Origin of the sequence: uncultured Megamonas sp. (assembly GCF_958438645.1) — a bacterium.
GTDB lineage: Bacteria > Bacillota > Negativicutes > Selenomonadales > Selenomonadaceae > Megamonas.
The window spans coordinates 17,615-44,418 of record NZ_CAUBSM010000015.1 but is presented as its reverse complement, the minus strand read 5'-3'; the positions used below and the strand labels follow the sequence as shown (position 1 = coordinate 44,418).

Genomic DNA, 26,804 nt, shown 5'->3' with positions numbered 1-26,804 from the left:
ATAGCTCTTTGTCTATCTCTACGTACATATTTCTATATACGCTGACTATTTTATTTGCCTAACTCATGATTAAAACCACAAGTGTGCGGTTCACAATAATCAAAGGATTGTTCACGTTCTTTAGCTGTAGTTTCTTCGCCTGTAAATAAGTGATTACTTACAGTGAATACGCCAAGTGCTTGTACATCGTGACGAGCGGCAAGCATATAAAGAGCAGCTGTTTCCATTTCTACAGCAAGACAGCCATATTGAATTAATTTTTGTAAGTCAACTTCTTCATCATAGAAACGGTCTTGGCAATATACATTACCGATTTTTACAGGGATATTTAATTTTTTAGCATGATGATATGCTTTGCCTAACAATTCAAAATCAGCAAGTGGAGCATAATGAAGTCCATCGCCAAAAGTGCGAACAACGATGCCACTATCAGTAGTTGTTCCTTGTGCGATGACTACATCACGAACATGAACATCATCTTTTAAACCACCGCAAGTGCCGACACGAATTAATTTTTTAGCATGATAATCGCAGATTAATTCATGTGCATAGATAGAAATAGAAGGAATACCCATACCAGTTCCTTGGATAGAAACTTTATGACCTTTATAAGTTCCAGTATAACCAAACATATTGCGAATATGATTGTAGCAAACAGGATTTTCTAAGAATTTTTCAGCGATGTATTTTGCACGTAATGGATCGCCAGGAAGTAAGACAACATCGGCAATTTCACCAATTTTAGCTTCAATATGATTACTCATGAGAATACCTTCTTTCAATAATAGTAATAATAGTAATTTAAAATGATATATTGAAATATCTATAAAAATTTTATCATAATAAATGAAAAAATGCAGGAATTATCCTGCATTTTTAATTTAACAATGTTCGATTGTAGCACCGAGGTATTTATTGACGATTTCTACTGCACAGTAATCGCCACACATAGAGCAAGCAGTTGTGCCTTCTGGATTACGTGAAGCACGTCTTTGGCGTGCTGTTTGTGGATCAATGGCTAAGTTCATTTGTTCTTCCCAATCAAGTTTTTTGCGGGCTTTAGCCATATTTAAATCCCAATCTTTGGCACCTGGTACATTTTTTACAATATCAGCAGCATGAGCGGCAATTCTAGTTACAATGACACCGTCTTTTACATCTTGAACATTTGGTAAGGCGAGATGTTCAGCAGGAGTTACATAGCAAAGAAAATCTGCACCACAAGAAGCTGCCATAGTACCACCGATTGCGGCAGTGATATGATCATATCCTGGAGCTATATCAGTGACAAGTGGGCCAAGAACATAAAATGGAGCATTATGACAAATGCTTTTTTGCAATTTCATATTTGTAGCTATTTGATTAAATGGTACATGTCCTGGTCCTTCAACCATTACTTGCACTCCTCGATCCCAAGCACGTTTTACTAGTCCGCCTAAATTTAGAAGTTCTTGAATTTGGGCATGGTCAGTGGCATCTGCAAGACAGCCAGGGCGAAGACCGTCACCAAGACTCATTGTGACATCATATTTTGTACAGATATCTAAAATATCATCGTAGCGTTCATAAAGTGGATTATTTTTTTCGTTGTAGAGCATCCAACCTGTGATGAATGAGCCACCACGACTAACTACGTCCATATAACGACCTTCTGCTTTCATGCGATTGATTACATCCATAGTTACACCGCAATGAATGGTCATGAAATCAGCACCATCTTTGGCTTGTTTTTCGATGGCATGGAGTAAGTCTTCTTCTGTCATTTTTACTACAGCACCATGGGCTTTGATGGCATCAACTGTTGCTTGATAAATTGGTACAGTGCCAACCATGACAGTGGAGTGTTTTAAAATTGCTTGACGAGAAGCATCTATATTATTGCCAGTACTTAGATCCATTACAGAATGAGCACCAGATGTGATAGCGACATTTAATTTTTCAATTTCAGGAGCTGGGTCTGGAAAAGCACTAGATGTACCTATATTAGCATTTACTTTAGTACAAAGTCCTTCACCTACACCATAAGGATGTAAATTTTGATGATTGATATTAGCACAAATGGCGATAGTACCTTTGGCAACGCGTTCACGAAGAGTTTCAACATCCATTTTTTCTTCTTGAGCTACGATTTTCATTTCATCAGTGATTTTACCAGCTCTAGCTGATTGCATTTGTGTCATTGTCATAATTTTGCCTCCATAAATAAATTAAATCTAAATGGCAAAAAAATAAGCAGATTGCAAAGAAAAGTTGCAAATCTGCTGTGATTATCATTTATTTGCCACTTCCCTACGTTGGTTTTAACCAAATCAGGTTCTAAGGGTCGGAATAATTCCTCTCAGCTTCAAAAGCACCCCTAGTGGATTTTTTTCAATTTTCTTATATTATAGTTTATTATTAGAGAAAAAACAAGGTTGAAGATTATAAATAAAAAAAGGATATCAAAAAGATATCCTTTAAATTTTTAACTATTTATGATTGAGTTAATGGTGCGACTGGCGTGAGTCGAACACGCGACCCTTCGCTTAGGAGGCGAATGCTCTATCCGTCTGAGCTACAGCCGCAGTTTTTAGTTAATAAGCTAAATTTTAGCACAACTAAATTTAAGTCGCAAATTTTTAATTTATAGGAGCACCAATAGGGCCTACAGAACCAATTGGATTAGTAACACCGCTAGCAGCTGGTGAAGTAGTAGTATTCACTGGAGTTGTATTAGTTGGTGTTGTTGTTGCGGTATTAGTTGTTGTGTTAGTTGGTACTGTAGCAGTTGTTTTGTTTATTTGATAACGTGTAGCCCATTCAGGATATTTATTAGCATAATATCTTATTTTCTTGAATTCTACATCTTCGGTGCTTTCTGGAATGATAGAATGCATATTTTGATCAAGATTTGGTGTTTTATCAATCCAATTAGTATCAGGAGACCAGAAATGATATTTTAATGTTCTAGCTGTTAAGTTTTGGACATTATATTCTTTTTTCATAAATTGAATGGAAGATACGTTACCAGCAGAATCTTTATTTTCTTGCCAAATCCAAACGATGATATTGTTATCTATTTGACGAAGTGTTGCAGTATCAGCACTGCTTTCGCCAGATTCATTACTCCATAATCCAAGCCAACGAGCATTGGAAATGAGACGACCACCTTCACCTTTATTGAAGACGCGATCAACAATCATAGCATAAAATTTTTCATCAAAAGATTGAGAATTGATGTCTTTATTTACAGGATTGTCATATTTTAAAGTATAAAGAGCTTTACCATCTTTATCGTAGAAGATTTCTTCCATATAACGTAAAGTTCTTTCTTGAGGATTAATTTGGACGCGGGCTAAGCTATAAACTAATTGATTAGGATCATTGATAGGAAGTTTCATATTAGCGATAGTTTCAGCTGCACCACCAGGAGCATATCCCGTTTTTATCCAATCTTCAATACAAGTAGGAATATTATTTTGACTAGATACAGTCGTTATTCTAGTCATAGAAAAATACTTGCTATATTTATCATCTGAACTAATCCAATACCATTCTGAATCAGCAGCAAAACTGATTTGAGTATGGAATAAAGTGAAAACCATTAATACCATTAAACATATTATATTTTTTATTAATCGCATAAGTATGCACCCTCATTATATAGTATAAAATTATTACTCTCTTATTATACCAAAAATTTTAGCTTAAACAATAAGAAAACCCCTAAAATAGGGGTTTAAAAATTTTTTTAATCTGATTTTAAAGAAAAGCGAATGCGAATGCAAGTACCTTCGTTAAGTTTGCTTTGAATGTTTAAATTTGCATGGTGAAATTCAACGATATGTTTAACGATAGCAAGACCTAAACCTGTACCTTCGACAGTGATTTGAGAACGGGATTTATCTGCACGATAAAATCTTTCAAATACATGTGGTAAATCGTCTGACGCTATGCCTATACCAGTATCTTTTATTTGTAAAATGAGATAATTTTTTTCTTCATTTAGTAGTGAAATATTCACTGAGCCATTATTTTTGTTATATTTTATGGCATTTTCAATAAGGTTATAAATCAATTCTTCTATTAATTGACGAACACCAATAATTTCACTATTTGGATTTTCTTTAAAGATGACTTTCACTTGTTTAGCTAAAGCTTTGTCGTTTAAACGTAGAATGATTTGTTTACAAATAGCAGAAAGATTAAGCGGTTCTTTCATAAAAGTACTATTTTTTTCATCAAGTTGAGATAGCTTGATTATATCTTGAATTAAACTGATTAAACGTTGAGCTTCTTTATAAATTTTGCCTGCAAATAGAGGTATATCATTTGGTCTGACCATATTATTTTGTAATAGTTCAGCAAATCCAGAAATAGAAGTAAGTGGTGTTTTTAATTCATGGGAAACATTAGCAGAGAATTCTTGACGCATTTTTTCTGCCATGCGTTTTTCTGTGATATCTACAAAGAGAATTAAGGCACCTTTTACTATCTTGTGTTTAGTTACAGGACTAGCGATAATTTGATAAGTTTTTTTGTCGAGCGTAAAATAAAATTCCTGTCGTTCGCCACGCATTACATTTTGAGCTGCTTGATAAAGTGTCTCATTATTTACTAATGCAAATAAATTCTTGCCAATGTAATCTGTTTTTTCGGCATTTAAAATATTCAATACGCTATGATTAATAGCAAGAATTTTGTAGGAATGATTGATTAAGATTAAACCTTCTTCAAGGTTATTGATAATCATGGTAAATTCACGTTGTTGATTTTTTAAAGTCTTCATCTGCTGATGTATTTGTTCATTTTGATTTTCTAGGCGGACTAACATCGGATTTAATTCTTCATATAAGTCATTCATGATAGGATGTTCAAGATTGATAGCATTGATAGGAGCAATGATATTTCTAGCCATACGACGAGCGGCTAATAAGGAAATCAAATAGATTAATAACATCATTGCTAATAAGATAGGCAATGCTTCTTGTACCATATCATAGGCACTTACATTATTGCGTGAAAGACGTAAAATGGATTTGTCATTTAGTTTTACGGCATAATAATATGTATTAGTACCTAGTGTAGTAGAAATACGATAAGATTCACCTATACCATCATTTATAGCAGATTGAACTTCTTGCCGTAAAAGATGATTTTCCATGGTAGATGGTTCAGCACTATTATCAAATAAGACAGTGCCATCTGAATCAATCCAAGTAATGCGAGTTTGGGTTTGAGCGTCTTTTAGTAAATCTTTAGGATCTGTTAAATGATGGTCAAATACATAAGTTAAATAAGTAGCCTCATCTTTAACCTCTTGCTTTGTATGTTCAAAAAATAAGGGATAACATAGTGTTAAGGTTACGATAAATGTACAAATAACAGACATGGAGACTAAAAAACACATATAATTAAATATTTTTTGTTTCATACTCATATCAATCAATGATTTTATAGCCAACACCACGGATTGTTTCAATTAACTTGCTGGCTACTCCTAATTTATGACGAAGTGTCTTTATATGTACGTCGACAGTACGTGTTTCAGCAGCGTAATTATAATCCCATACTTCGTCCATAATTTTATCGCGGGAAATAACGATATTTTTATTTTTTAATAGATAATGTAAAAGTTCAAATTCTTTTAAAGTTAGAATTACCTCTTCATTATTTACATATACTTTATGAAAATCATGATTTAATACAAGTAAACCATTTCCAGCTGTTAAATCAGCATTTTGTTTATTTTCATTTAGATTGATTTTTGTACTACGACGTAAAACTGCTTTTATACGTGCGATTAACTCCATAACGCCAAATGGTTTGGTTACGTAATCATCAGCACCATTATCAAGACCTGTTATTTTATCATATTCACTGCCACGAGCTGTGAGCATGATGATAGGTGTATGTTGTGTTTTAGGATTTTTACGAACTTCTTTAAGAATTTCAATACCATCGATGCCAGGAAGCATGATATCTAAGAGAATTAAATCTGGTATATTATTTTTTAGTGCGGGAAAGAATTCTTCTGCATTTACAAATCCTTGAGCTTCAAATCCAGAGGATTGTAAGGCATAGATGACTAACTCACGAACGCTTTCGTCGTCTTCAACGCAGTAAATTTTTTGCATAAGAACACCTCATAATTTAATTTATATATTCAAATAAATAATAAATAGTATATTCATATACAATCAGTATAAAATTTTTTAATACTTACTACAAGAGATGTTTTGATTTTTTACATAGTTTTTACTTTGGCTATATTTTAATTTTAACAAAATATGTATTTTGTTTAATAAACAAAAAAGCATTGTTTTACGATAAGTAAAACAATGCTTTTTTATATGCCCATAATGCCGTTATCTTTTATTCGCCTAGACCTGCTTGGTGCAGGTGGGTATCCTGGATAAGAGCTTTGCTATTCGTTCAAGACGATTCAGCAGTACAAGTATCACACCAGATTCCCGTTTAGAAAGAGTAAGGTTAGACAATATAAAAAGACCTACGCACATTGCAGGCATATCTCCGTTATCAACTGATAATATAATAGCATAAAGATGAAATCTACGCAAGATTAAAACGCAGGATAATTGTAATTGTATTTTTACTTGCACAGATCATGAGGCTCAGTTAAAATAAATATAACGTTATTTGATAAAAGAAGGGATTTTTTTATGGAAAACAATTATAGTGTGGCTATTTCTTGTCGTAGTGACTTAGGATATATTGAATATGATGCTAGTGCAAAATCTGTAAATATTGTGTTGGCAAATGAAGTAGCTAAACAAAATGTAGAAGAATTTTTAAATACTTCATTGACTTTACAAATTCCACATGAAACATTACATGATTTCACAACAATAACAATTAATCCACTAGACAATTTGGATACACTTCAATTAGCACTTACTCGTTTATGGGAAACAACAGGTGTACATGTTGATTGGAGCCGTCCTGTTGATTATGTAAAAAATGGTATTCGTAGTTTAAAAGATTTATAAAATTTGATTTATGAATATTTTTGAGATAGCTACATTACTTGACAAGCGGATAAAAGTTAACTATACTAGATTTAATCTTGTAAGGTAAATTTTAAAAGATTGATAAAAAGAATATTTTTTCAATAAAATTGTATAATTTACGGATATAAGATATATTGATTTTTTATTATTAATAATATAATAAAGTTTAATATTAAATTAGAAAAAAAGGCGTTTCATTGTTGTTTATAACAATGAAACGCCTTTTTTTATTTAGTAGGTGGTATTTTATGATAAGACTAGAACATGTAGAAAAATATTTTGGCAGTATTCATGTATTAAAAGATATTAATTTGGAAGTAAAAGAAGGAGAAAAATTAGTCATCATTGGGCCGTCAGGTTCTGGAAAATCGACGACTGTAAGATGTATGAATTTTTTAGAAGAACCTACTAAGGGAAAAGTTTTTATTAATGGTGAACAATTAACACATAAAAATAAAACAGAGATTATAAAAAATAATATATCAATGGTTTTTCAGCAATTTAATTTATATCCGCATTTGACAGTCTTGGAAAATTTAACATTGGCACCTATAAAATTACATCATAAGAGCAAAAAAGAAGCGGAAGATTTAGCTTATCATTACTTAGATGAAGTAGGGCTGAGAGATAAAGCACATGTTTATCCTTTAACACTTTCAGGTGGACAACAGCAACGTATCGCTATTGCACGAGCCTTATGTACGCAATCAAAGATTATTTTATTTGATGAACCAACATCAGCTTTAGATCCTGAAACTATTCAAGAAGTTTTAGATGTTATGATAAAACTAGCAAAAGAAGCGAATATTACTATGGTTGTAGTAACTCATGAAATGGGATTTGCTAGACAAGTAGCAGATAGAGTAATCTTCATGGCAGATGGACAAATCATTGAAGAAGGTTCACCAGCTACATTTTTTGATAATCCTAATAATGAAAGAGTAAAGAATTTCTTAGGCAAGATTATTCATTAAATATAAACAGATAGCAAAGTGTAGAGGAGTGTAATTATTTATGAGAATTTTAAAAAGATGGGTAATGGGAATTTTAACAGTATGTATGTCTGTTATGATGTTGGCAGGTTGTGGAAGTGAAGCTGATAATAAAACAGCATCTAGTTCTGTACCAAGTGATGTGCAAGAAATCATTGATAGAGGAACTTTAAAAGTTGGTGTAAAAAACGTAACTAAAGGTTTTGGCTATGAAGATCCAGCAACTGGTGAATATTCTGGATTGGAAATTTCTTTAGCTAAAAAATTAGCAGAAAGTTTAGGTGTTGATGTAGAATTTACTCCAGTAACAGCTGCAACAAGAACAGCATTACTTGATTCTGGTGATATTGACTGTGTAATTGCTACATTTACTATTACAGATGAAAGAAAAAATAGCTGGGATTTTACAACTCCATACTATACAGACCATGTAGGTGTATTAGTTGAAAATTCTTCTGGAATTAAAACATTGGCTGATTTAAAAGGTAAAACAGTAGGTGTATCTTCAGGTTCTACTTCTGCAAAATCTTTAGTAGAAGCAATGATTAAAGCAGGTGTTATTTCTGGAGATGGTTATGATGCTAAGACATTCGATCCAGCAACATGGACAACAGCTGTAAGCTTTAAACAGTATGATGATTATCCAGCAATTTCTACAGCTTTGAGTGCTGGTGACGTAGATGCATTTTGTGTAGATAAATCTATTTTAGCTATTTATAATACACCTGGCCGTTCTTATATTGAAGAAGAATTTGCTCCACAAGAATATGGTATAGCAACTAAAAAAGGTTCTGGCTTATCTAAAGTTGTAGAAGATTTTGTTCAAAAAAGTTTAAGTGATGGTACAGTTGATACTTTGATTACTGAAAACAATTTAAAATAAATTAATAAACCCCAAAAATATGATAATAAATCTAAAGCTTTATAAGGCTTTAGATTTATTATTATGTAGTAATTTATAAATTATAAATGATTTTAGTGGTGAAGTTTATGACAGAAATTTTTTCTAAAAATGATTGGATAATGGTATGGAATTATAAAGATACTTTTATTTTAGGTTTTTTAAATACATTAGAGACAGCAATTATTGGCATTATTTTATCGTTGATTATAGGTATAATAATTGGATTAATGGGTACAAGTTCTAATAAATTTTTTCGCATGATAAATCGCATCTATGTCGAAGTTATTCAAAATACTCCGCTATTATTACAATTATGTGTTTTCTATTATATATTGGCTTTTTCGGGATATAAGGTAAGTATATTATTTGCAGGAATTATATCTTTAGGTATTTATCATGGAGCTTATATGGCAGAAGTATTTCGTGCAGGTATAAGTTCTATACCAAGAGGACAGTTTGAAGCTGCAACATCACAAGGATTTAATTATGTTCAAAAAATGTATTATATAATTTTGCCGCAAAGTATAAAAATTATCTTACCGCCAATGGTAAATCAAGTTGTGAATTTAATAAAAAATACATCTTGTTTGTATATCATAGGTGGTTCAGATTTAATTTCCTTAACATATAATTTTGTTACAGGTTCAACTACTGGCGGAGCATATGCACCGGCTTATATTGTCTGTGGTATATTGTTCTTTATAATTTGTTTCCCATTATCAACTCTAGCTACTATATGGGAAAATAGATTAAAGAAAAAAGATGTAATGGCATGATAAAAGGATGTTTTAATTATGAATGAATTTTTAGCGAGTTTATCTATATTGCAAAAGCCAGCTATTTTAGTATTTATATTAAAAGGTGTTGTATTCACTTTAATAATTTCAGTGATTGCAGTTCTTTTAAGTATTATATTTGGTTCTGTGTTGGCTTTGGTGAGAAATTATTGTACAAAGAAGAAAGATATTGTATTTAAATGGTTAGCTACTGCATATATTGAAATTTTTAGAAATACGCCATTATTATTTTGGATTTTTATTGGTATAATAGTCATTCCGGTACCTCGTTTTTTTGGTCATAGTATGTTAGGTTTGTCTTCAGTAGAAACTAAATTATTATTTAAAGCTACATTAGCTTTAACATTATTCACATCAGCTGTAATTGCTGAAATAATTCGTGGTGGACTTAATGCTGTACCGAAAGGTCAATTTGAAGCTAGTTATTCACAAGGTTTTAATACTTTTCAAACGATGGTATATATAATCTTGCCACAGGCTTATAGAAATGTAGTACCAACATTATTAAGCCAAGTTATAACGACTATAAAAGACTCTTCATTTTTAGCTAATGTAGCAACGATTGAATTGATGGCTTGTGTAAAGAAAATTTTAAGTAATGCTAGCTTGTACAACGGAACAAATACTATAAATGTATCTGATGTATTTGTTTTATTTGGCTGTGCAGCTCTAATATATTTTATAATAAATTATACATTATCTTGTGTAGTTAGACGTTTACAAAATAAAAAAGAAACATTATGTGCATAAAAAACACTCCAAAAGTTTGAATATAACCTTACTTTTGGAGTGTTTTTTCCTGAATTGATTTTTATCATGTTATAAACTTATAATATAACATCAATTCCTTGTTTGCGTAAAACTTTACCAGAACGTATACTAGTATGTTTTTTATTTTTTATGACTATTTGTCCATTAACAAATACGTAATGGATACCTTCAGGATACTGAACAGGATTAGTGAAAGTTCCTTTATCAATAATGGTATCTTTATCAAAAATAGTGATATCAGCATAATAACCAGCTTTTAATTGACCTCGTTTTGCGATATGAAATGTATTAGCAGGTTTTTTTGTCATTTTATAAATAGCTTCTTCTAATTTAAGAGCTTTTTCTTCACGTACGTATTTTCCAAGGATACGTGGAAAAGCACCGTAAACTCTAGGATGAGGTTTGCCACTTAAAAGACCATCAGTGCAAGCATTCATTTCTGGACGCTGTAAAAATCGCTTTACATGTTCTTCAGAGCCGTAAAAATCAACCATTCCGACTGCATTTTCTTCTTCGAGTAATAAATCGAAAGTAGCATCATATGGATTTTTATTTTTTAATTTTCCTAATTCGACGAGATTAAGACCGACAGCATTTTCGTTTTGCTTATGTTTTACACTCGTTATATAAATGCCATCTAAACCAGCAAAATCAATAAAATTGTCCCATCCATCAATGCCATGTTCGATATCATAAATCATTTTTTTGCGGAGTGTTTTATCTTGGAGTCTTTCTAAAACTTTATTTGTTCCACCGTCATGAACCCAAGGTGGCAAGATTACACCAAGCATGGTGCTGCCAGCTACATAAGGATACTGGTCAAAGGAGATTTTAATTCCTTCTTTTTCAGCCTCATCAATAAGGCGTAACATAGTATCAACATATTGCCAATTTTTCTTACCGCAAACTTTAAAATGGGAAAAATGGATTTTAACTCCTGATTTTTTGCCTATATCGATGATTTCTTTCATGGAATTTATGATAGTATCGGCTTCACTGCGTTGATGAACAACAAAGATACCATCGTATTTAGCAACGACTTTGCACATGGCAATGATTTCATCGGTTTTACTATAAGCACAAGGCATATAAATAAGACCGCTGGATAAACCAATAGCACCATTTTCTATTTCACGCTGCGTTATATCGCACATTTTTTGTATTTCTTTATCAGTTGGTTGGCGATTATCTAATCCCATGGCTTCCATGCGAATGTTGCCATGTGGCACAAGGTAACATTCGTTTAATGCAGGTTTAATATTATCAATCATTTTTAAGTAATTTTTAGTAGTTTGGTAATTCCAATCGATGGTATCATTTTCGCCATCAAGTCCAGCGAGATTTTTGCACCATGGATTGATGTATTTTATAGGTAGTGGTGCCATGGATATACCGTCTTGACCTAAAATTTCTGTTGTAATGCCTTGCATGATTTTTGGCAGAACGTCAGGTTGACTTAAAATTTCTAAGTCACTATGGCTGTGAGTATCGATAAATCCCGGAGCTATAGTTAGACCGTTAAGCTCAATGATATTATCAGCATCATCTGTATTTATATTGCCGACGGCTGTTATAAAATTATTTTCTATGAGGACATTACCTATATATGGTTTAGTATTGTTTCCATCTACAATAAGTCCATTTTTTAATAGTGTTTTCATAAATAAGACTTCCTTAAAGTAAATTAAGATTCATGTTCATCATGTGCTAATTCTGTTGTAAATTCTTTTGGTGGGAATAATTTAGAAAATACGACGAAGGCTATAAATGCTACAACAAGTCCAGGTAAAATAGGCTGGCCTATTTTAAAGCCAAATAGCATACCATGAGAAATTTGTTCTATATAAACGACAACGATTGTACCGGAGATTAATGAAGCGATAGTTCCGGCAAAAGAAGAACCTTTCCAATAAAGTCCAAGAACATATGGGAAGAAGGCACCAGCAGCACGTAAGGAAAAAGAGAACATTAAAATTGTAATAATGCTAGATGTATTAAATAAAGCTACTAAAAGAGATAATAAGCCGCTTAAAATCATAACTATACGAGCTACTTTCATGACTTCTGCATCTGTTGCTGATGGTTTGATAAATTCACGGTAAATATCATTTGCAAATATAGAACCAGTACCGAGTAAATCAGAGCTTGCACTAGACATAGTGGCAGAGATAACGCCAGCAAATAAAATGCCGCAGATAACAGGTGGCATAGCATGGATTGCTAATGTTGGTAAAGCATAACGGGATCCGACTTCGCTGAATAAAGAAGCATCAAAAGAACCCATATTGATGAGTGCTAAAACGCAAACACCTAAAATTGCTGGGATAAAACCGTATATAAAATTGATGATGGCAGCTAAAACAGAACCTTGTTGAGCTGCTTTGCCATCGCGGGCAGCATAGTAACGAGAAACAGCTTCTTGCCCTATTGTGAAAGTAGTTATATACATAATTGTTAATGAGATGATGTCTAGGATGTTATAACCATGGAATAAATCAAATGTTTCGGGTGGGACATTATTAACTACATTTTGCCAGCCACCAGCTAAATCAAATGCGTATGGAATTGCTATAGCCATACCAAATACAATGAAGAATACTTGAATGAAATCGGTTAATGTAACGCTCCAAAGACCACCCATTACCGAATAGATTGTTACAATTACGCAGATTGCAATGACAGCTAATTTAAAAGAAATACCAATCATTGTAGAAAGAATTACGGCAGAAGCTATCATTTGACCAGCGGTTAGACCGATTAGTGGCAAGAGCATGATGATAGCGGTAATAAATCCAGGAATTTTACCATAACGGCGACGAAAATATTCTGGAACTGTTTTTACAGTAGAAGCACGAAATTTTGGTGCTAAGAAAGTTAGGATTATAAAGGCAAACCCCATTGTAATAACGTACCAAGCAGCACTAATACCAAATTTATCCATACCTTGCTGAACTACACCTAAAGAACTACCACCGCCAATTTCTGTAGCAGCGAGTGTACCAGCCATTAAAATAGGTCCTAGTCGTCTACCAGCAACCATAAAATCTTTATTGCTAGATATCATATTTTTAGAATACCAACCAATAAATAACATAATTGCCATATAAGCAATGACAATTGCGATAACAGTAAATGAAGCAGTCATAATAAACCTCCTATTAAAAATAAAAAAGCTAGAAAAATTTCTACTTTTATTGATTAGTAAAAATTCTTCTAGCTTCGTTGCTATTTTTATTTATTTTAAAAATGCTATATTCATATTGTAATAGCATTGGACAGCTTTTATTAATTGATTAATTTCAATATATTCATTTGCTGTATGAGCTAAATTTTCTTTAGATGGACCGAATCCAAATGTTTTTATATTAGCTTCTCCAGCATAATGGCTGCCGTTAGTACAGAAATTATATTGTGTAATTTCTGGATTAAATCCATTGTTTTTTAATTGTACATATGCTTTTTGAACGAATTCATCATTTTTACTGTAAAGCCAACCAGGAAAAAAGCGTTCGCCAGTGATTTCATTATCTGTATAGCATTTTTCTTTGCCTACGCTATAAGAAACATTGACTTTTAATGTACTATCTTTTGCCATCATTTCTTCCAAAAGTTTTTTAATTGGAGCAAGAACACTTTCTTTTGTTTCACCAACAAGCAAGCGACGGTCATATGTGGCACGACAATAATCAGGTATAACAGAGGCTCCAGGATATGGTGAAGATTTTATATCTGTTAATTCCAATATTCCATCACCAAGAATTTCATGATGTGGTGGCTCTAATGTGTTTATAGCTTCAATAATTTTTGCCATTTTATACACGGCATTGATACCTTTTTCAGGATTAGCAGAATGACAAGATTTGCCGAATGTTTCTACAATGATTTCAGCACGACCTCTTTGACCTATTTTGATATTTAAATTAGAAGCTTCACCAATGATTACATAATCAGGCTTAATATTTTTGCTGACTTCACGAGAAGCAACGCCTTCAAAACATTCTTCATGAACGACACCAGCTATATAAAGTTCTCCTGCAAAATCATTACCAAAATCTTCTTTAAAATATTTTGCAGCAACGCACATAGCAGCAACTGCACCTTTCATATCAGAAGTACCGCGTCCATAGATTTTATCATCATGAATTTCTGCTGCAAATGGAGGATAAGTCCATTCTAATTCATTAGCAACAGGTACAGTATCAATATGACCATCAAATAAAATTTTAGGACCCGGTCTATTACCTTTAATACATCCGATAATATTGCCGTATTTATCAGTAAAAACTTTGTCAAAATTATTTTTTTGCATATAGGTTTTTAAAATATCAGCTACATTTTGTTCATGTCCAGAATAACTGGATTTGCGAATTAAATCTTGACATAAATTGATAACTTCTTGTTTGAATGTAGTGTTCATAGCTTCACCTTCAATTAATGAGTTCTTTTAATAATTACTGTATTTTCCATTCCAAACGATGTCTTCATAATTTTGTTTATCGGTTGCGCCTTCTGTACTGAAACATAAAACAACAGAATTTGTGTTTAATTGTAATTCATCACGAATATCTTTATATTCGTCATTTGTCATAAGTTCAGCAACAAGTCCGCTAGTTACAGCACCGCTTTCACCAGAGATAATACGAGTATCATCAGATAGAGGTGCTCCGAGTAAGCGCATGCCCTTTGCAGAAATATTGTCAGCACAAGCAATGGAAAAATCAGCATGTCTTTTTAAGATGTTCCATCCGATATCACATGGTTCTCCACAGGCAAGTCCTGCCATTATTGTAGGCATATCGCCTTTTACAAAATGAAGTTTTTGGTCGTTGGCTTTAGCTGTGCGGAAAATACAATCAGCCGTTTCAGGTTCAACAACAGTGATAATCGGTTTATCTTCTTTATAAGCATTAGCAAAAAAGCCTGTAATAGCTCCGGCAAGTGAACCGACACCTGCTTGAATGAAAATATGTGTAGGCTTTTGAGTGATTTGGGTATATGCTTCATAAGCCATTGTGCTATAGCCTTGGATAATCCAGCGAGGTATGTCTTGATAGTTTTCCCAAGATGTATCTTGAATAACAACCCAACCGTATTTTTTAGCATTTTCATTAGCCAGACGAACAGCATCATCATAATTTAAATTGGTGATGGAAGCATCAGCATTTTCAGCTTGAATATTTTTTAATCGTTCAAGACTACTTCCTTTAGGCATGTAGACAACGGATTTTTGTTTTAACTGATTTGCAGTCCAAGCAACACCTCTGCCATGATTTCCGTCTGTAGCTGTTACAAAAGTGATATTGCCAATTTGCTTATGTATTTCTGGAGAAACAAGTTTTTCATAGGATAAATCAGATATATCCATATTGAGCTTTTGAGTAATGTATTTTCCGATAGCAAAACTGCCACCTAAAACTTTAAAAGCATTTAAACCAAATCGATAGGACTCATCCTTTACAAAAAAGTTTTTTAAGCCAATTCTTTTTGCTAAATTTTTTAAATTGACAAGTGGAGTTTCTTTATATAAAGGAAAAGACTGATGAAATGCCCTTATTTTTTGAACATGAGTTAAATCGAGAAAACTTATATCATCTGCTATATTATTATCAGAATAAATTTTTGTTATTTGCATATAATCGTTTCCCTCCTAAAAAAAATAGGTGCTTAAAAAACATAAGTTTTTAAGCACCGTTGCTTTTGTCTTATTACGAGAATATATTATCTCATTTTGAGACAAAAGTCAATAAGAATAATTTTATAAATTATATTCTTTGATTTTACGATATAATGTAGCTCTACTAATACCTAAAATTTTAGCCGCTTTGTCGGTTTTACTAATTTCGTTGTTTACTAAATCAAGGGCTTTTTTTATAGCATTCCTTTCCAATTGTGCAAGATTTAATGATGTATCTAAATTAGGTGTTTTAGATGGGTATTTGATAGCGATATTTTCTAAATTACTAGCTATTAGTTCTGCCATTTTTTGAATGAATTGTATCATCCATTCTTTATGTGCTATAAAATGTTCCGTTTGTTGTTTGTTGAAGCTGACTAGTCCAATAACACCAACATTTTCACCATGAAAAATAATTGGTGCGGCGAGCTCAGTATCTTCGGGACATTTTTCATAATAAGGACAGGGTTTACATAATATATGAAAACCAGGATGCTCAATCATAATGATATTTCCTGTTTGAAGGACATGATGATAAACAAAACCTGCATTCATGAGTTCTCCAATATTTTCAGCATATTTACCCGTTCCAGCAATACGTATAAAATTATTATCTGCTACTTCGACTTCCATTTGAATAACTTTAGCGATAGCATTTGCCGTATTTTGCACAATAGGTTGTATTTGTTGTAATAGACTTTTCATATAAATCCCTCAATTGAATTCTACTTGTTAAATAAAATTATAACATAAAAATTATATTATTTAATATTATCCAAAAGTAGAGTATTGAGGAATTGATGATATTACTATTATTTTTGTTGGCTGAGAATATATTTATCTGTGGCAAAATCAAGCATTTCTTGCCATGTTTTGAATTGAGTATTTTTAGCTACATGTTTATCCATTAATTCTTCAGGTAAGTCTTCGAAATCTTTTTGACAAGTGATATTGAATTTTCCACCTGCTAAGAATTTGGCAAAAGTTTTATATTTAGTATATTTACGCATAAAGGAAATATCGAATACTTTGTCAAACTCTATTAATTGTGGTTCAAATTCATTAGGTAATTTATAATATCCTGTGATTTTTACAGCCATAGATAAACCTCCTATATAAATACAATGAAATAAAAATTTTAACTATATAATATAAGATATAGAAAAAATAGTAAATATAATAGAGGTGTGAAATATTTTATGCAAAATTTTATTTTAGTACCTGATTCTTTTAAGGGAACTTTATCTGCTATAGAAGTTTGTAATATCATGAAAGCATCAATAAAAAACTTATATGAAGATGCAAATATCATCAGTATTCCTGTAGCTGACGGTGGTGAAGGTACCGTAGATGCTTTTTTATATGCTCTTGGTGGTGAAAAGAAAAGTGCTTGGGTAAGTGATGCTTTTAATGAGCAGAAAATATTAGCTCATTATGCTATGTTAAAAGATGATATAGCTGTCATAGAGATGGCTGCTTGTGCGGGATTGCCATTGGTGAAAAATCGCTTAGAGCCAGATAAAACAACTACTTTCGGCGTGGGTGAATTAATCATAGATGCTATAAATAGTGGGGCTAAAAAAATAATTTTAGGTCTTGGTGGAAGTGCGACAAATGATGGCGGTTGTGGTATGGCTGCTGCTTTAGGTGTGAAATTTAAAGATGAACAAAACCAAGAATTTATACCAACAGGTGGGACATTGTCTCAAATTTATAAAATTGACATGAATAATATATATTCAAAGATAAAAGATGTAGAATTTATATCTATGTGTGATGTGGATAATCCTTTATGTGGCAAACTAGGTGCGTCGGCAGTTTTTGCTCCTCAAAAGGGTGCTGATGAAGATATGGTTAAATTATTAGATGAAGGGTTAGCTCATTTAGCAAAAATAATTAAACGAGATTTACATATTGAGGTGAAAGATATCAAGGGAGCTGGAGCTGCTGGTGGTTTAGGTGCAGGCAGTATGGCTTTTTTGCAAAGTAAATTAACTAAAGGCATAGATGTTATTTTAGATACGATAAAATTTGATGAGTTAGTTTCAAAGGCAGATATTGTATTTACAGGTGAAGGTAAATTTGACAGTCAATCTTTGCATGGAAAAGTAGTCATGGGTGTGGCAAATCGCAGTCAAAAATATAAAACTCCTGTAATTGTGGTAACAGGAGCTATTGGTGAAAATATTCAAGAAGCGTATAATAAAGGTATAACAGCTATATTTAGCATTAATAAAGAACCTATGGAATTTAGTAAATCAGCCTTGAAAAGCAAAGAAAATATGATATTAACTATGGAAAATATTTTAAGATTATTAAAAATATGAGGTGGCAAATATGCAAAGTGTTTTAATGGAAAAAAATGAGCATCTAGGGATAATTACATTAAACCGTCCTAAAAGTTTAAATGCAATGAATGCAGATTTAGTGGAAGAATTTCATCGTGCATTAGATATTTTTGTAGAAGATGAAGATATTCGCGTAATTATTTTAACTGGTGCAGGTAGAGCTTTTTGTGCTGGTGGTGATTTAGGTTATTTAGAAAGCTTGAATGACGATAATAAGAGAAAAGCTTTTATTGAACGCGTAGGTGAAATGACTTTAAAATTAAGAAATTGTCCTAAGCCTGTAATTGCTATGATAAATGGTGTTACTGCTGGAGCTGGGGTAAATTTAATGTTGGCTTGTGATATTGTATGTAGTAGTGAAGATGCAAAATTTATTCAAAGTTTTGTCAACGTTGGTTTAGTACCTGATTGTGGCGGTATGTATTTATTAAAAGAAACAGTAGGATTACAAAAAGCAAAAGAATTGATGTTTACAGCAGATGTAATCAGTGCCCAAGAAGCGGAAAAGTTAAAAATGGTAATGCATGTTTACACTAAAGAAGATTTAAAAATAGAAACTGAAAAAATAGCACAAAAAATAGCTCAAGGTGCACCAATGGCTATTATGTATATGAAGAAGATGTTAAATAAATCATATGCAAATTTAAAAGACTTTCTAGATGAAGAAGCTTTAGTACAGACTTTTTGTTTAGGTACAAATGATTGTAAGGAAGGCATTTTAGCATTTAAAGAAAAACGTAAACCTATTTTTGAAGGGAAATAATTTAATCATATAAAAATAAAAAGTCCTACGAAATTGCCGAACGTAGGACTTTTATCTTGCTTATATCTTCTAGAATTAGGAAGGATTAATTTAATAATAATATAAATCTTAGTAAATAACAAGTAATTTTAAGAATTTTTTAATATTGTTAAGCTATAATGAAAAAAAGTGCATTTAAGGGAGGGGTTTTTATGCAAAAATCTTGGAAGATTTTAATGGGTGTATTGATGATAATGGTTTTTTCGATATCAATTACTTTTGCTCAGTCAAATTATTATGAAGTGCAAGATCAAACTTTAAGTAGTGAGTATGTGCAGGGAAAATATCCAGTAGTAAATGCAGATAATATTTTAATAAAATCTAGGATAAATAAACAAATTACTAAGATTGTAAATGACTTTGATCAAAATGTTCAGCAATTAAATAAAAATGGTGATGAAGTAACTGGTTTTGTAGGATATGAAGTAAAGGCAAATAGCGATAAAATTTTTAGTGTGATTATAAATTGTTCTACAATGTATAAAGGGGCAGCTCATCCAAATACGTATGCTTATGGATTGAGCTTTGATGAGCAGGGCAATTTAATTCAATTTTCACAGATAGTCAATGTAAATAATCAAACAGGAGAAAATACTTATACAGTAGAAAATTTAAATAAAGAAATAAAATCCCAAGTAGGACAATATTTATATGATTTTTTTGAAGATGTAAAGGATTTTCCTCAAGAATTTTATTTAGATGAAGATATGAATTTGCATGTATTGTTTCAAAGATATGATATAACACCATATGCAGTAGGTCTTGTAGATGTTATTTTGAAATAATAAAGAGTATAAAAAAACTACACTTTAAAAAGCTAATTTTAGCTGATTTTAAGGTGTAGTTTTTTATTTGATTTTAAAGCAAAGAAAATAGACAAATTAAGATGATAAAAAATAAAATCATAGAGATATAATCTATAGCTCTTAATTTAGTATCAATGATAAATACTCTTGGCTTAGGAGAAGAAAAGCCCCTCATTTGAAGACTAAGTGCCATATTTTCACTGCGAGAAATAGAGCGAAATACCATGGGTTTTATAATCATCATATAATCAAAAATGCGACGAAATGGATTTGATGAAGGTTTAAAACCACGACAACTTTGGGCATCACGAACGGCAGAGCTTTCTTCTAATATATCAGGTACAAAACGTAAAATAGCAGTGATCATAAAAGCGTATTGATAAGGTAAATGTAATTGTTTTACTAATGAAGCGGTGAGTTCTCTAGCAGAAGTGGTCTGTAAGAGCAATAATAAAGATACTGCCATGATGAACATTTTGAGAGCGGAAGCAATGGAAGTATTTAAATCAGTACCGCAAACAAGTTGAATTAAAAACAATATAAAACTGAAAAAGGTTAAGATGCCAAGAGCACTCCAAAGTAATTTTGTTTTAGGTAAACAAAAACAGGAAAAAATTTCTATAATAGCTAATATAGTTAAAATATATAAATCATTAGTGATTAAAGATGCTATTGAAATCATAATAGCTAAAATTAATTTTGTTAAAGCAGTTAATTTATACATTATAATCAACCTCGTTTGTGCAAATGAGCGTAAATTTCCATAGGGGTAAGGCAAATATCAAGGCCTAATTCTTGACTGATACAAACAGCTTCAGGTAATTCTAAGCCGAGTTTTAGCGTCAAGTCTTTTTGAGAAAATAAATCAAGTGGTGTGCCATCAAAAGCAAGTTCTCCTTGATTGATGACGATGACTTTATCAGCATGTTCAGCTAAGATATCCATATCATGTGTTACCATGATGATACCTAGACCTTGAGCATTTAATTTTCGCATCAAACGCAATAACATGGTGCGTTCTCTACAATCTTGACCAGATGTTGGTTCATCCAAAATTAATATTCGTGGTTTAGCTGCTAAGGCACATGCAATGGATAATCGCTGTTTTTGCCCTAAGGTTAAAATTTGAGGCATTTCCCAAATGAATTCTTCAAGATTTGTGATTTTTAATACTTCTTCTACGCGTTTTTTTACAGTATGTTCATTGCAACCTAATTTTCGAGGAGCAAAAGCAACTTCTTCAAATACAGTAGGAGCAAATAATTGTTGGTCTGGATTTTGAAATACATAGCCGATATATTGAGCCATTTCATATGGTTCTTTTTTTGTAATATCGATATCATCTAAAAGTATAGAACCTCTATTGGCATGGACAAGTCCCATTAAAAGTCTAGTAAGTGTTGTTTTACCACTGCCATTTCTGCCAGCTATAGCAGTGATTTTTGTATCATCTATATTTGTGGAGATATTTTTTAAGATAAATCTATTTTTTTGATAGCTAAAAGAAATATTATTGAGCGTTAACATGATTATCACCTATTTCATAGCGTATTTTCCAGCGAAGAGGAATAACTTCAGGATAAATTTTTTCTTCATACATGAATTTTAAACAATCATCTACATTACCACTGTAAGCTAGATGACCATTGTCAATTACACAAAGTTGGTCAGCAATATCAAGTACATATTTTAAATCATGTTCAGTTACAATTATGGTTTTATTATATCTTTTATTGAGATTGACTAATAAATTATAAATATCTTTTGCTCCTTCAGGATCAATAGCTGCAACTGGTTCATCGAGAATGATGATAGGTGTATTCATTGCCATTACAGATGCGATAGCAAGTCGTTGTTTTTGTCCGCCAGATAAAGCTGAAATTGGCATGTCTTCTTTATCGGATAGACCTACACTAGCTAAAAGTTCACGTCGTTTTTGTATGATTTCTTGAGCGTTAAGACCAGATGTTTCAAGAGAAAAAGCGATTTCATCGCCTACTGTTTGTGTTACGAGTTGAGCATTATAATCAGCCATGACAACACCAATCAATTCATTGAGTTTTTTAGGTGGTGTATTTAAGATATCAATACCAGCTATATTTATTTTGCTAGTCGTGATTTCACTTAAATAGGCAGGTTTAACGCCTGCTATATTTAAAATCAAAGAAGTTTTACCACTGCCATTTATGCCAGTGATTACACTAAAAGAGCCTTGAGGAATAGTTAAATCAATATCATGTAGGGAAAAATGTTTGTCATTTGTATTTAATTTGGCATTAAAGATTTTAAATGCAGGTAAATATAATAATTGTCCAGCGACAGCACCTAAAAGAGCAACTAAAGCTACAGCAGGAAGCATAGCATAAAGATAAATATTCATAGGAAGTTGCAAAAAGATTTTTGTCAAAGTAACAAAAGTACCGCCACTGATAAAGGTAGTGATAAATACAATGATAAAAGGAACTAAAGAAAAAGTAAGCTTTTTAGTGTTAAGAAGATTACTTTTGACCATTAAAGCACAGACAGTAGCAGCTAATGGATCACTTATTAAATTAGCGTAAGGTAGAGCAGCTTTAGATGTCATCATAGCGATGATGCCAGAGACTAAACCGATGCCAAAACCTTGTTTTATTGTAGGTCTACATAATAATATAGCCATACAATACATTACGATATTCCAATTTAGAGAAACACCACCTATATTTGGTGAAACCATGCGTAAAATTACACCGATGGCTAGTAATAAAGTGGTAGTAGTTATCCAACGCAATTCCATAAATAATACCTCCAATTAAACAAATAAAAAACCTCTCATCCCTATAAAAAGGGACGAGAGGTATATACTCGTGCCACCCTTAGTCAATCTAAGTAGCAATTTATTTACTAAAATACAAAGTGCGGGATTTTTAGATCCGATACTCGTTTCCGTATAACGGTGGAAAAGGCCGATAGTGCTTACCCCATAAATAATTTATGGCTCAGGCTACATCTCGCAAGTCCATTCGCTATCATAAGTGCTTATCGAACTCTCAGCATCGTCGACTCTCTGTAAAGCTTTTATCATAGTTACTATTCTTGTTCATAGATTTTAAATATATTAATATGTGTTCATAATATCAAAACCAAATTTTATTGTCAAGATACAAAATCAATTTTGGTTTTGTATAGTTGTAAAATTGTTGTTGACGAGAAAATCTTTTACAACATTGAAATATTCCTTAGGATAATTAGTAATTGCCTGAGCATGAGTAGAGTCTTTAAACATATGCATGGATTTTTTTGCATGGCAATTATCATATAATTCTTGTAATGTGCTTGGTGGTATCAAAGCATCAGCACTGCCATGTAAAAATAATGTAGGACTTGTAGAATGAGTGACTGCTTTTAACGGAGATAATTTATCTAAAGTTGAACCTGTATGCCAATACATACATATTTGAGAATAAATCCATAAAATATCAAGGAATTTAGAGTCATTAGGTAATTGTATCATGCTGTGTAAATGATTATAATAAAGGCTTTTTAAATCACTATAAGAACTGTCTTCAATATAAAAATCGGCTGGGTGAATGGATAATCCACTGTGTAAAAGAGCAAAAGCTCCACCTAAAGAAATCCCATGAATGCCGATTAATTCTTGTTGTTTTGTATTGCGAAGATAATCGCACCACATATCAATATCGCGTATTTCTGTTTGTCCCCAGGTGATGATGCCATCACTTTCACCATGACCACGCAAATCAATCAATAAGACATTGAACCCTAACTGTTTATAGATATTGATATAGTTTAAGCACATCGAACGATTTTGATAAAGACCATGAATTAAAATGACAGTTTTTTTGTATTTAGAGTTATTATTTATGAAGGTACCGACTAATTCACGGGTATTATCGCCATAAGGATTGTATAGAGCTACTTTTTGAGCGTTGGGATTTTCTTGCTGATATTGTTGAATTCTAGTTAAATCTTGCGAATGGTTGACTATACTAGTCAAATTAATATTTAATTGAGGATTGCTAAGTTCCATATATAAGATATTACCTAAAATCAAGCCTAAAGTATTAAATGTCAAAATAATACCAAGAAAAAGACCAATAAAAAAAATAATGAAAGAATGAAGAAATTTTTTCACATAAATCACCTAGAAAAAATAATAAAAATTAGATAATAAATTAGATAATAACGAGTATATATTATTTATGTAATTTTATAAAGAGTATTTTTTAAAAGTAGTGATAATAATTATCTATAAATAATAAATCTTGCGTATTTATGAATAATTAGTGTATACTTAACTTAAATATACAATACAAAGGAGGGTTTATATTATGGATGTTATAACTCTATCTAGATTGCAATTTGCAATCACAACAATTTACCATTTTTTATTTGTTCCGGTTTCATTAGGTTTATCCATCTTTGTTGCTATAATGCAGACTATGTATTTAAAAACAGATAATATAGTCTACAAGCATTTAGCAAAATTTTTTGGAAAATTATTTATTATTTCTTTTGCCATGGGTGTAGTGACTGGTATTGTACAAGAATTCCACTTTGGTATGAACTGGTCTGAATACTCCCGTTTTATGGGAGATATTTTTGGGGCACCGCTTGCATTAGAAGCATTGACTGCATTTTTCTTGGAATCTGTATTTTTAGGTGTATGGATTTTTGGTGAAGGTCGTTTATCCAAAAAATTACATTGTTTATCTATTTGGCTTGTAGCTTTTGGTAGTAATTTATCCGCTTTTTGGATTTTAGTAGCAAATTCTTTTATGCAACATCCTGTAGGTTATACTATTGCTAATGGTAGAGCTGAGATGACAGACTTTTTCGCATTAGTAACTAATCCTTATGTTGTAGGTCAATATGCTCATACTGTATTGTCAGGTATTGTTACAGCAGGTGTAATAGTTGTAGCTGTAAGTGCTTATCGTTTATTGTCTGGTCAAAATATAGATACATTCAAAACGGCGATAAAATCAGGTATTATTTATAGTTTAGTAGGTTTATTTTTAGTAATGGGTAGCGGTCATTTACAGGCTCAATTTATCGGTAAAAATGTGCCAATGAAAATGGCAGCTATGGAAGCTTTATGGGAAACAGAAAATCCAGCTCCATTTACTGTAATAGCTAATATTGATACAGAAAATAAGGTAAATCATGATGCTATTGAAGTGCCTTATGTGTTATCTTTACTTATTTATGATAGTCCAGAAGGTGAAGTAAAAGGCATAAATGAATTGCAAGAACAATATATTCAACAATATGGTTATGATGATTATATTCCAAATGTAGTTTTATTATTCTGGAGCTTTAGAATTATGATAGCTTGCGGTGTGGCTATGATTGGAGCGATGCTTTTAGCAGGTCTTTTATTCTATACAAAACGTTTAGAAAATACTCGTTGGTTCTTAAATATTTTAGTATTATTATTGCCATTGCCATTTATTGCAAATTCTTTTGGTTGGATCATCACAGAAGCTGGTCGTCAACCATGGATGGTTGTAGGTTTGCAGAAAGTTTCTGATGCTGTATCTCAAAATATCACTAGTACAGAAGTTTTAATTACTTTAATAGGTTTTACACTTATTTATGCTTTATTAGCTGTAGCTGCTATCTTTATAGCTCTTAAGTTCGTGAAAAAAGATGCTCATAAGATGGATGATGAAGGAGGGCAGGCATAATGGATTTACAAATTGTATGGTTTATACTTGTAACAGTTTTATTTGTAGGTTTCTTCTTCTTAGAGGGCTTTGACTATGGTGTAGGTACGATTTTACCGTTTTTTGCGAAAAATGATGTAGAACGTCGTATGCTCATTAATTCTATTGGCCCAGTTTGGGATGGTAATGAAGTTTGGATGATTACTGCTGGCGGTGCTATGTTTGCAGCATTTCCTCATGTATATGCTACTATGTTTAGTATGCTGTATATGGCATTGTTTTTAATGCTCTTAGGTTTAATTGTTCGCGGTGTGGCATTTGAATTTAGAAGTAAACATGATTGTACATTTTGGCGAAGCTTATGGGATTATATGATTTTCTTTGGTAGTGCTTTACCTGCATTTTTATGGGGCGTTGCTGTAAGTAATATGATGAAAGGTTTCGCTATCAATGGTGAAATGATTTATAAAGGTACTTTCTTTGATTTATTATCTTTATATACTATTGTTGGTGGTATTACTTTCTTATTGGTATTTGCTTACCATGGAACAGTATTTTTGACTCTTCGTCTTGCTGATACAAAAATGATTGATAGATTGCGTATTTTATCTGTATGTCTTGGTGGAACAGCAGCTATTTTCTATGTAGTTTGTTTGATTTTAACTGGATTAAATACAGATATGTTTGCGTCAATTTCTTCTGTTATTTTATTTGTTTTAGCAGCTATTTCTTTTGTAGCTTCTATCGCATTAGTTTATAAAAAACAACAATATGTTAAAGGATTTATCGGTTCATCTTTAGCTATTGTATTTACAACAGTTGCAGTATTTGCAGGATTATTCCCACGTATTTTAATATCTACGTTAAATCCAGATTGGAGCTTAACAATTTATAATGCTTCTTCTACTGAATATACTTTGACTATAATGACAGTTGCTGCTGTTTGCTTTGTACCAGTAGTACTCATTTATCAAGGTTGGACTTACTGGGTATTTAGAAAACGTGTAAGTCATCACGACTTAGAATATTAA

25 protein-coding genes, 1 tRNA gene, 1 other RNA gene and 1 riboswitch are annotated in these 26,804 nt (G+C 32.0%); of the genes, 10 read left to right on the top strand and 17 right to left on the bottom strand.

Going from position 1 to position 26,804, the window contains the following annotated elements:
• Positions 1–50 precede the first annotated feature (50 nt).
• The 7 genes from deoD to ssrS all read right to left on the bottom strand — a co-directional run bounded on the left by deoD (position 51) and on the right by ssrS (position 6,511).
• Complete coding sequence (gene deoD / locus Q5I67_RS09560; protein ID WP_302487173.1) at positions 51–764, bottom strand: purine-nucleoside phosphorylase; 714 nt, start codon at positions 762–764, stop codon at positions 51–53.
• Between the two features lie 117 nt (positions 765–881).
• Positions 882–2,186: a phosphomethylpyrimidine synthase ThiC gene (gene thiC / locus Q5I67_RS09555; RefSeq protein ID WP_302487172.1), complete on the bottom strand. Its 1,305-nt coding sequence runs from the start codon at positions 2,184–2,186 to the stop codon at positions 882–884.
• Between the two features lie 83 nt (positions 2,187–2,269).
• A riboswitch (TPP riboswitch) is annotated at positions 2,270–2,368 on the bottom strand.
• A gap of 119 nt (positions 2,369–2,487) precedes the next feature.
• Positions 2,488–2,564, bottom strand: a tRNA-Arg gene (locus Q5I67_RS09550).
• A gap of 54 nt (positions 2,565–2,618) precedes the next feature.
• The gene (locus Q5I67_RS09545) at positions 2,619–3,623 is read right to left on the bottom strand and encodes a hypothetical protein (RefSeq protein ID WP_302487171.1); all 1,005 of its coding nucleotides are present in this window, start codon (positions 3,621–3,623) and stop codon (positions 2,619–2,621) included.
• 107 nt (positions 3,624–3,730) lie between these two features.
• Positions 3,731–5,461 (bottom strand): ATP-binding protein, encoded by a 1,731-nt coding sequence (locus Q5I67_RS09540; RefSeq protein ID WP_302487170.1) that lies wholly within the window; start codon positions 5,459–5,461, stop codon positions 3,731–3,733.
• Complete coding sequence (locus Q5I67_RS09535) at positions 5,421–6,116, bottom strand: response regulator transcription factor (RefSeq protein WP_296897015.1); 696 nt, start codon at positions 6,114–6,116, stop codon at positions 5,421–5,423. Before Q5I67_RS09535 ends, Q5I67_RS09540 begins: the two co-directional genes overlap by 41 nt.
• Positions 6,117–6,329: 213 nt before the next feature.
• Positions 6,330–6,511: non-coding RNA, 6S RNA (ssrS, locus tag Q5I67_RS09530), on the bottom strand.
• Between the two features lie 151 nt (positions 6,512–6,662).
• Between ssrS and Q5I67_RS09525 the strand changes: the two genes are divergently transcribed.
• The 5 genes from Q5I67_RS09525 to Q5I67_RS09505 all read left to right on the top strand — a co-directional run bounded on the left by Q5I67_RS09525 (position 6,663) and on the right by Q5I67_RS09505 (position 10,453).
• Positions 6,663–6,989 carry a hypothetical protein gene (locus Q5I67_RS09525; protein ID WP_302487168.1) on the top strand — a complete coding sequence of 109 codons (327 nt, stop codon included), beginning with the start codon at positions 6,663–6,665 and terminating at the stop codon, positions 6,987–6,989.
• 269 nt (positions 6,990–7,258) lie between these two features.
• On the top strand, positions 7,259–7,984 hold the full coding sequence (locus tag Q5I67_RS09520; protein WP_302487167.1) for an amino acid ABC transporter ATP-binding protein: 726 nt from the start codon (positions 7,259–7,261) through the stop codon (positions 7,982–7,984).
• Between the two features lie 40 nt (positions 7,985–8,024).
• A complete protein-coding gene (locus Q5I67_RS09515) occupies positions 8,025–8,885 on the top strand; it encodes a transporter substrate-binding domain-containing protein (protein ID WP_302487166.1) in 861 nt (286 codons plus the stop codon).
• A 107-nt stretch (positions 8,886–8,992) separates the two neighbouring features.
• Positions 8,993–9,682, top strand: a complete 690-nt coding sequence (locus Q5I67_RS09510; RefSeq protein ID WP_296897007.1) for an amino acid ABC transporter permease — start codon at positions 8,993–8,995, stop codon at positions 9,680–9,682.
• Between the two features lie 18 nt (positions 9,683–9,700).
• Positions 9,701–10,453 (top strand): amino acid ABC transporter permease, encoded by a 753-nt coding sequence (locus tag Q5I67_RS09505; protein ID WP_302487165.1) that lies wholly within the window; start codon positions 9,701–9,703, stop codon positions 10,451–10,453.
• Between the two features lie 77 nt (positions 10,454–10,530).
• On the opposite strand, the gene Q5I67_RS09500 is transcribed toward Q5I67_RS09505, so the two are convergent.
• The 6 genes from Q5I67_RS09500 to Q5I67_RS09475 all read right to left on the bottom strand — a co-directional run bounded on the left by Q5I67_RS09500 (position 10,531) and on the right by Q5I67_RS09475 (position 17,248).
• Positions 10,531–12,135 (bottom strand): amidohydrolase family protein, encoded by a 1,605-nt coding sequence (locus Q5I67_RS09500; protein WP_302487164.1) that lies wholly within the window; start codon positions 12,133–12,135, stop codon positions 10,531–10,533.
• 23 nt (positions 12,136–12,158) lie between these two features.
• Positions 12,159–13,619 carry a sodium:solute symporter gene (locus Q5I67_RS09495; protein ID WP_302487163.1) on the bottom strand — a complete coding sequence of 487 codons (1,461 nt, stop codon included), beginning with the start codon at positions 13,617–13,619 and terminating at the stop codon, positions 12,159–12,161.
• A 90-nt stretch (positions 13,620–13,709) separates the two neighbouring features.
• Positions 13,710–14,891 (bottom strand): YgeY family selenium metabolism-linked hydrolase, encoded by a 1,182-nt coding sequence (locus Q5I67_RS09490; protein ID WP_302487162.1) that lies wholly within the window; start codon positions 14,889–14,891, stop codon positions 13,710–13,712.
• A gap of 27 nt (positions 14,892–14,918) precedes the next feature.
• Positions 14,919–16,106 (bottom strand): diaminopropionate ammonia-lyase, encoded by a 1,188-nt coding sequence (dpaL, locus tag Q5I67_RS09485; RefSeq protein WP_302487161.1) that lies wholly within the window; start codon positions 16,104–16,106, stop codon positions 14,919–14,921.
• Positions 16,107–16,229: 123 nt separating this feature from the next.
• Entirely contained in the window at positions 16,230–16,853 is a 624-nt protein-coding gene (locus tag Q5I67_RS09480) for a GAF domain-containing protein (RefSeq protein WP_302487160.1), read from the bottom strand.
• Positions 16,854–16,960: 107 nt separating this feature from the next.
• A complete protein-coding gene (locus tag Q5I67_RS09475) occupies positions 16,961–17,248 on the bottom strand; it encodes a hypothetical protein (RefSeq protein WP_296897003.1) in 288 nt (95 codons plus the stop codon).
• Between the two features lie 99 nt (positions 17,249–17,347).
• Here Q5I67_RS09475 and Q5I67_RS09470 point away from each other — a divergent pair, with 99 nt between their 5' ends.
• The 3 genes from Q5I67_RS09470 (at position 17,348) to Q5I67_RS09460 (ending at position 20,083) form a co-directional block, all read left to right on the top strand.
• The gene (locus tag Q5I67_RS09470; RefSeq protein ID WP_302487159.1) at positions 17,348–18,475 is read left to right on the top strand and encodes a glycerate kinase; all 1,128 of its coding nucleotides are present in this window, start codon (positions 17,348–17,350) and stop codon (positions 18,473–18,475) included.
• 10 nt (positions 18,476–18,485) lie between these two features.
• Positions 18,486–19,259: an enoyl-CoA hydratase/isomerase family protein gene (locus tag Q5I67_RS09465; RefSeq protein WP_302487158.1), complete on the top strand. Its 774-nt coding sequence runs from the start codon at positions 18,486–18,488 to the stop codon at positions 19,257–19,259.
• 191 nt (positions 19,260–19,450) lie between these two features.
• Complete coding sequence (locus Q5I67_RS09460) at positions 19,451–20,083, top strand: PdaC/SigV domain-containing protein (protein ID WP_302487157.1); 633 nt, start codon at positions 19,451–19,453, stop codon at positions 20,081–20,083.
• A gap of 73 nt (positions 20,084–20,156) precedes the next feature.
• Here Q5I67_RS09460 and Q5I67_RS09455 read toward each other — a convergent pair whose 3' ends face one another.
• The 4 genes from Q5I67_RS09455 to Q5I67_RS09440 all read right to left on the bottom strand — a co-directional run bounded on the left by Q5I67_RS09455 (position 20,157) and on the right by Q5I67_RS09440 (position 24,239).
• Positions 20,157–20,828: an energy-coupling factor transporter transmembrane protein EcfT gene (locus tag Q5I67_RS09455; RefSeq protein ID WP_302487156.1), complete on the bottom strand. Its 672-nt coding sequence runs from the start codon at positions 20,826–20,828 to the stop codon at positions 20,157–20,159.
• A 5-nt stretch (positions 20,829–20,833) separates the two neighbouring features.
• On the bottom strand, positions 20,834–21,631 hold the full coding sequence (locus tag Q5I67_RS09450; protein WP_296899805.1) for an energy-coupling factor ABC transporter ATP-binding protein: 798 nt from the start codon (positions 21,629–21,631) through the stop codon (positions 20,834–20,836).
• Positions 21,615–22,880 carry an energy-coupling factor ABC transporter ATP-binding protein gene (locus Q5I67_RS09445; RefSeq protein WP_302487155.1) on the bottom strand — a complete coding sequence of 422 codons (1,266 nt, stop codon included), beginning with the start codon at positions 22,878–22,880 and terminating at the stop codon, positions 21,615–21,617. Before Q5I67_RS09445 ends, Q5I67_RS09450 begins: the two co-directional genes overlap by 17 nt.
• 372 nt (positions 22,881–23,252) lie before the next feature.
• Positions 23,253–24,239, bottom strand: coding sequence for an alpha/beta hydrolase (locus tag Q5I67_RS09440; protein WP_296899809.1), 987 nt, complete (start codon positions 24,237–24,239; stop codon positions 23,253–23,255).
• Positions 24,240–24,435: 196 nt separating this feature from the next.
• On the opposite strand from Q5I67_RS09440, the gene Q5I67_RS09435 reads away from it, so the two are divergent.
• Together Q5I67_RS09435 and cydB are read left to right on the top strand one after the other, a co-directional pair.
• The gene (locus Q5I67_RS09435; protein ID WP_302487154.1) at positions 24,436–25,794 is read left to right on the top strand and encodes a cytochrome ubiquinol oxidase subunit I; all 1,359 of its coding nucleotides are present in this window, start codon (positions 24,436–24,438) and stop codon (positions 25,792–25,794) included.
• Positions 25,794–26,804 (top strand): cytochrome d ubiquinol oxidase subunit II, encoded by a 1,011-nt coding sequence (gene cydB / locus Q5I67_RS09430; RefSeq protein ID WP_302487153.1) that lies wholly within the window; start codon positions 25,794–25,796, stop codon positions 26,802–26,804. The genes Q5I67_RS09435 and cydB overlap by 1 nt, the downstream gene beginning before the upstream one ends.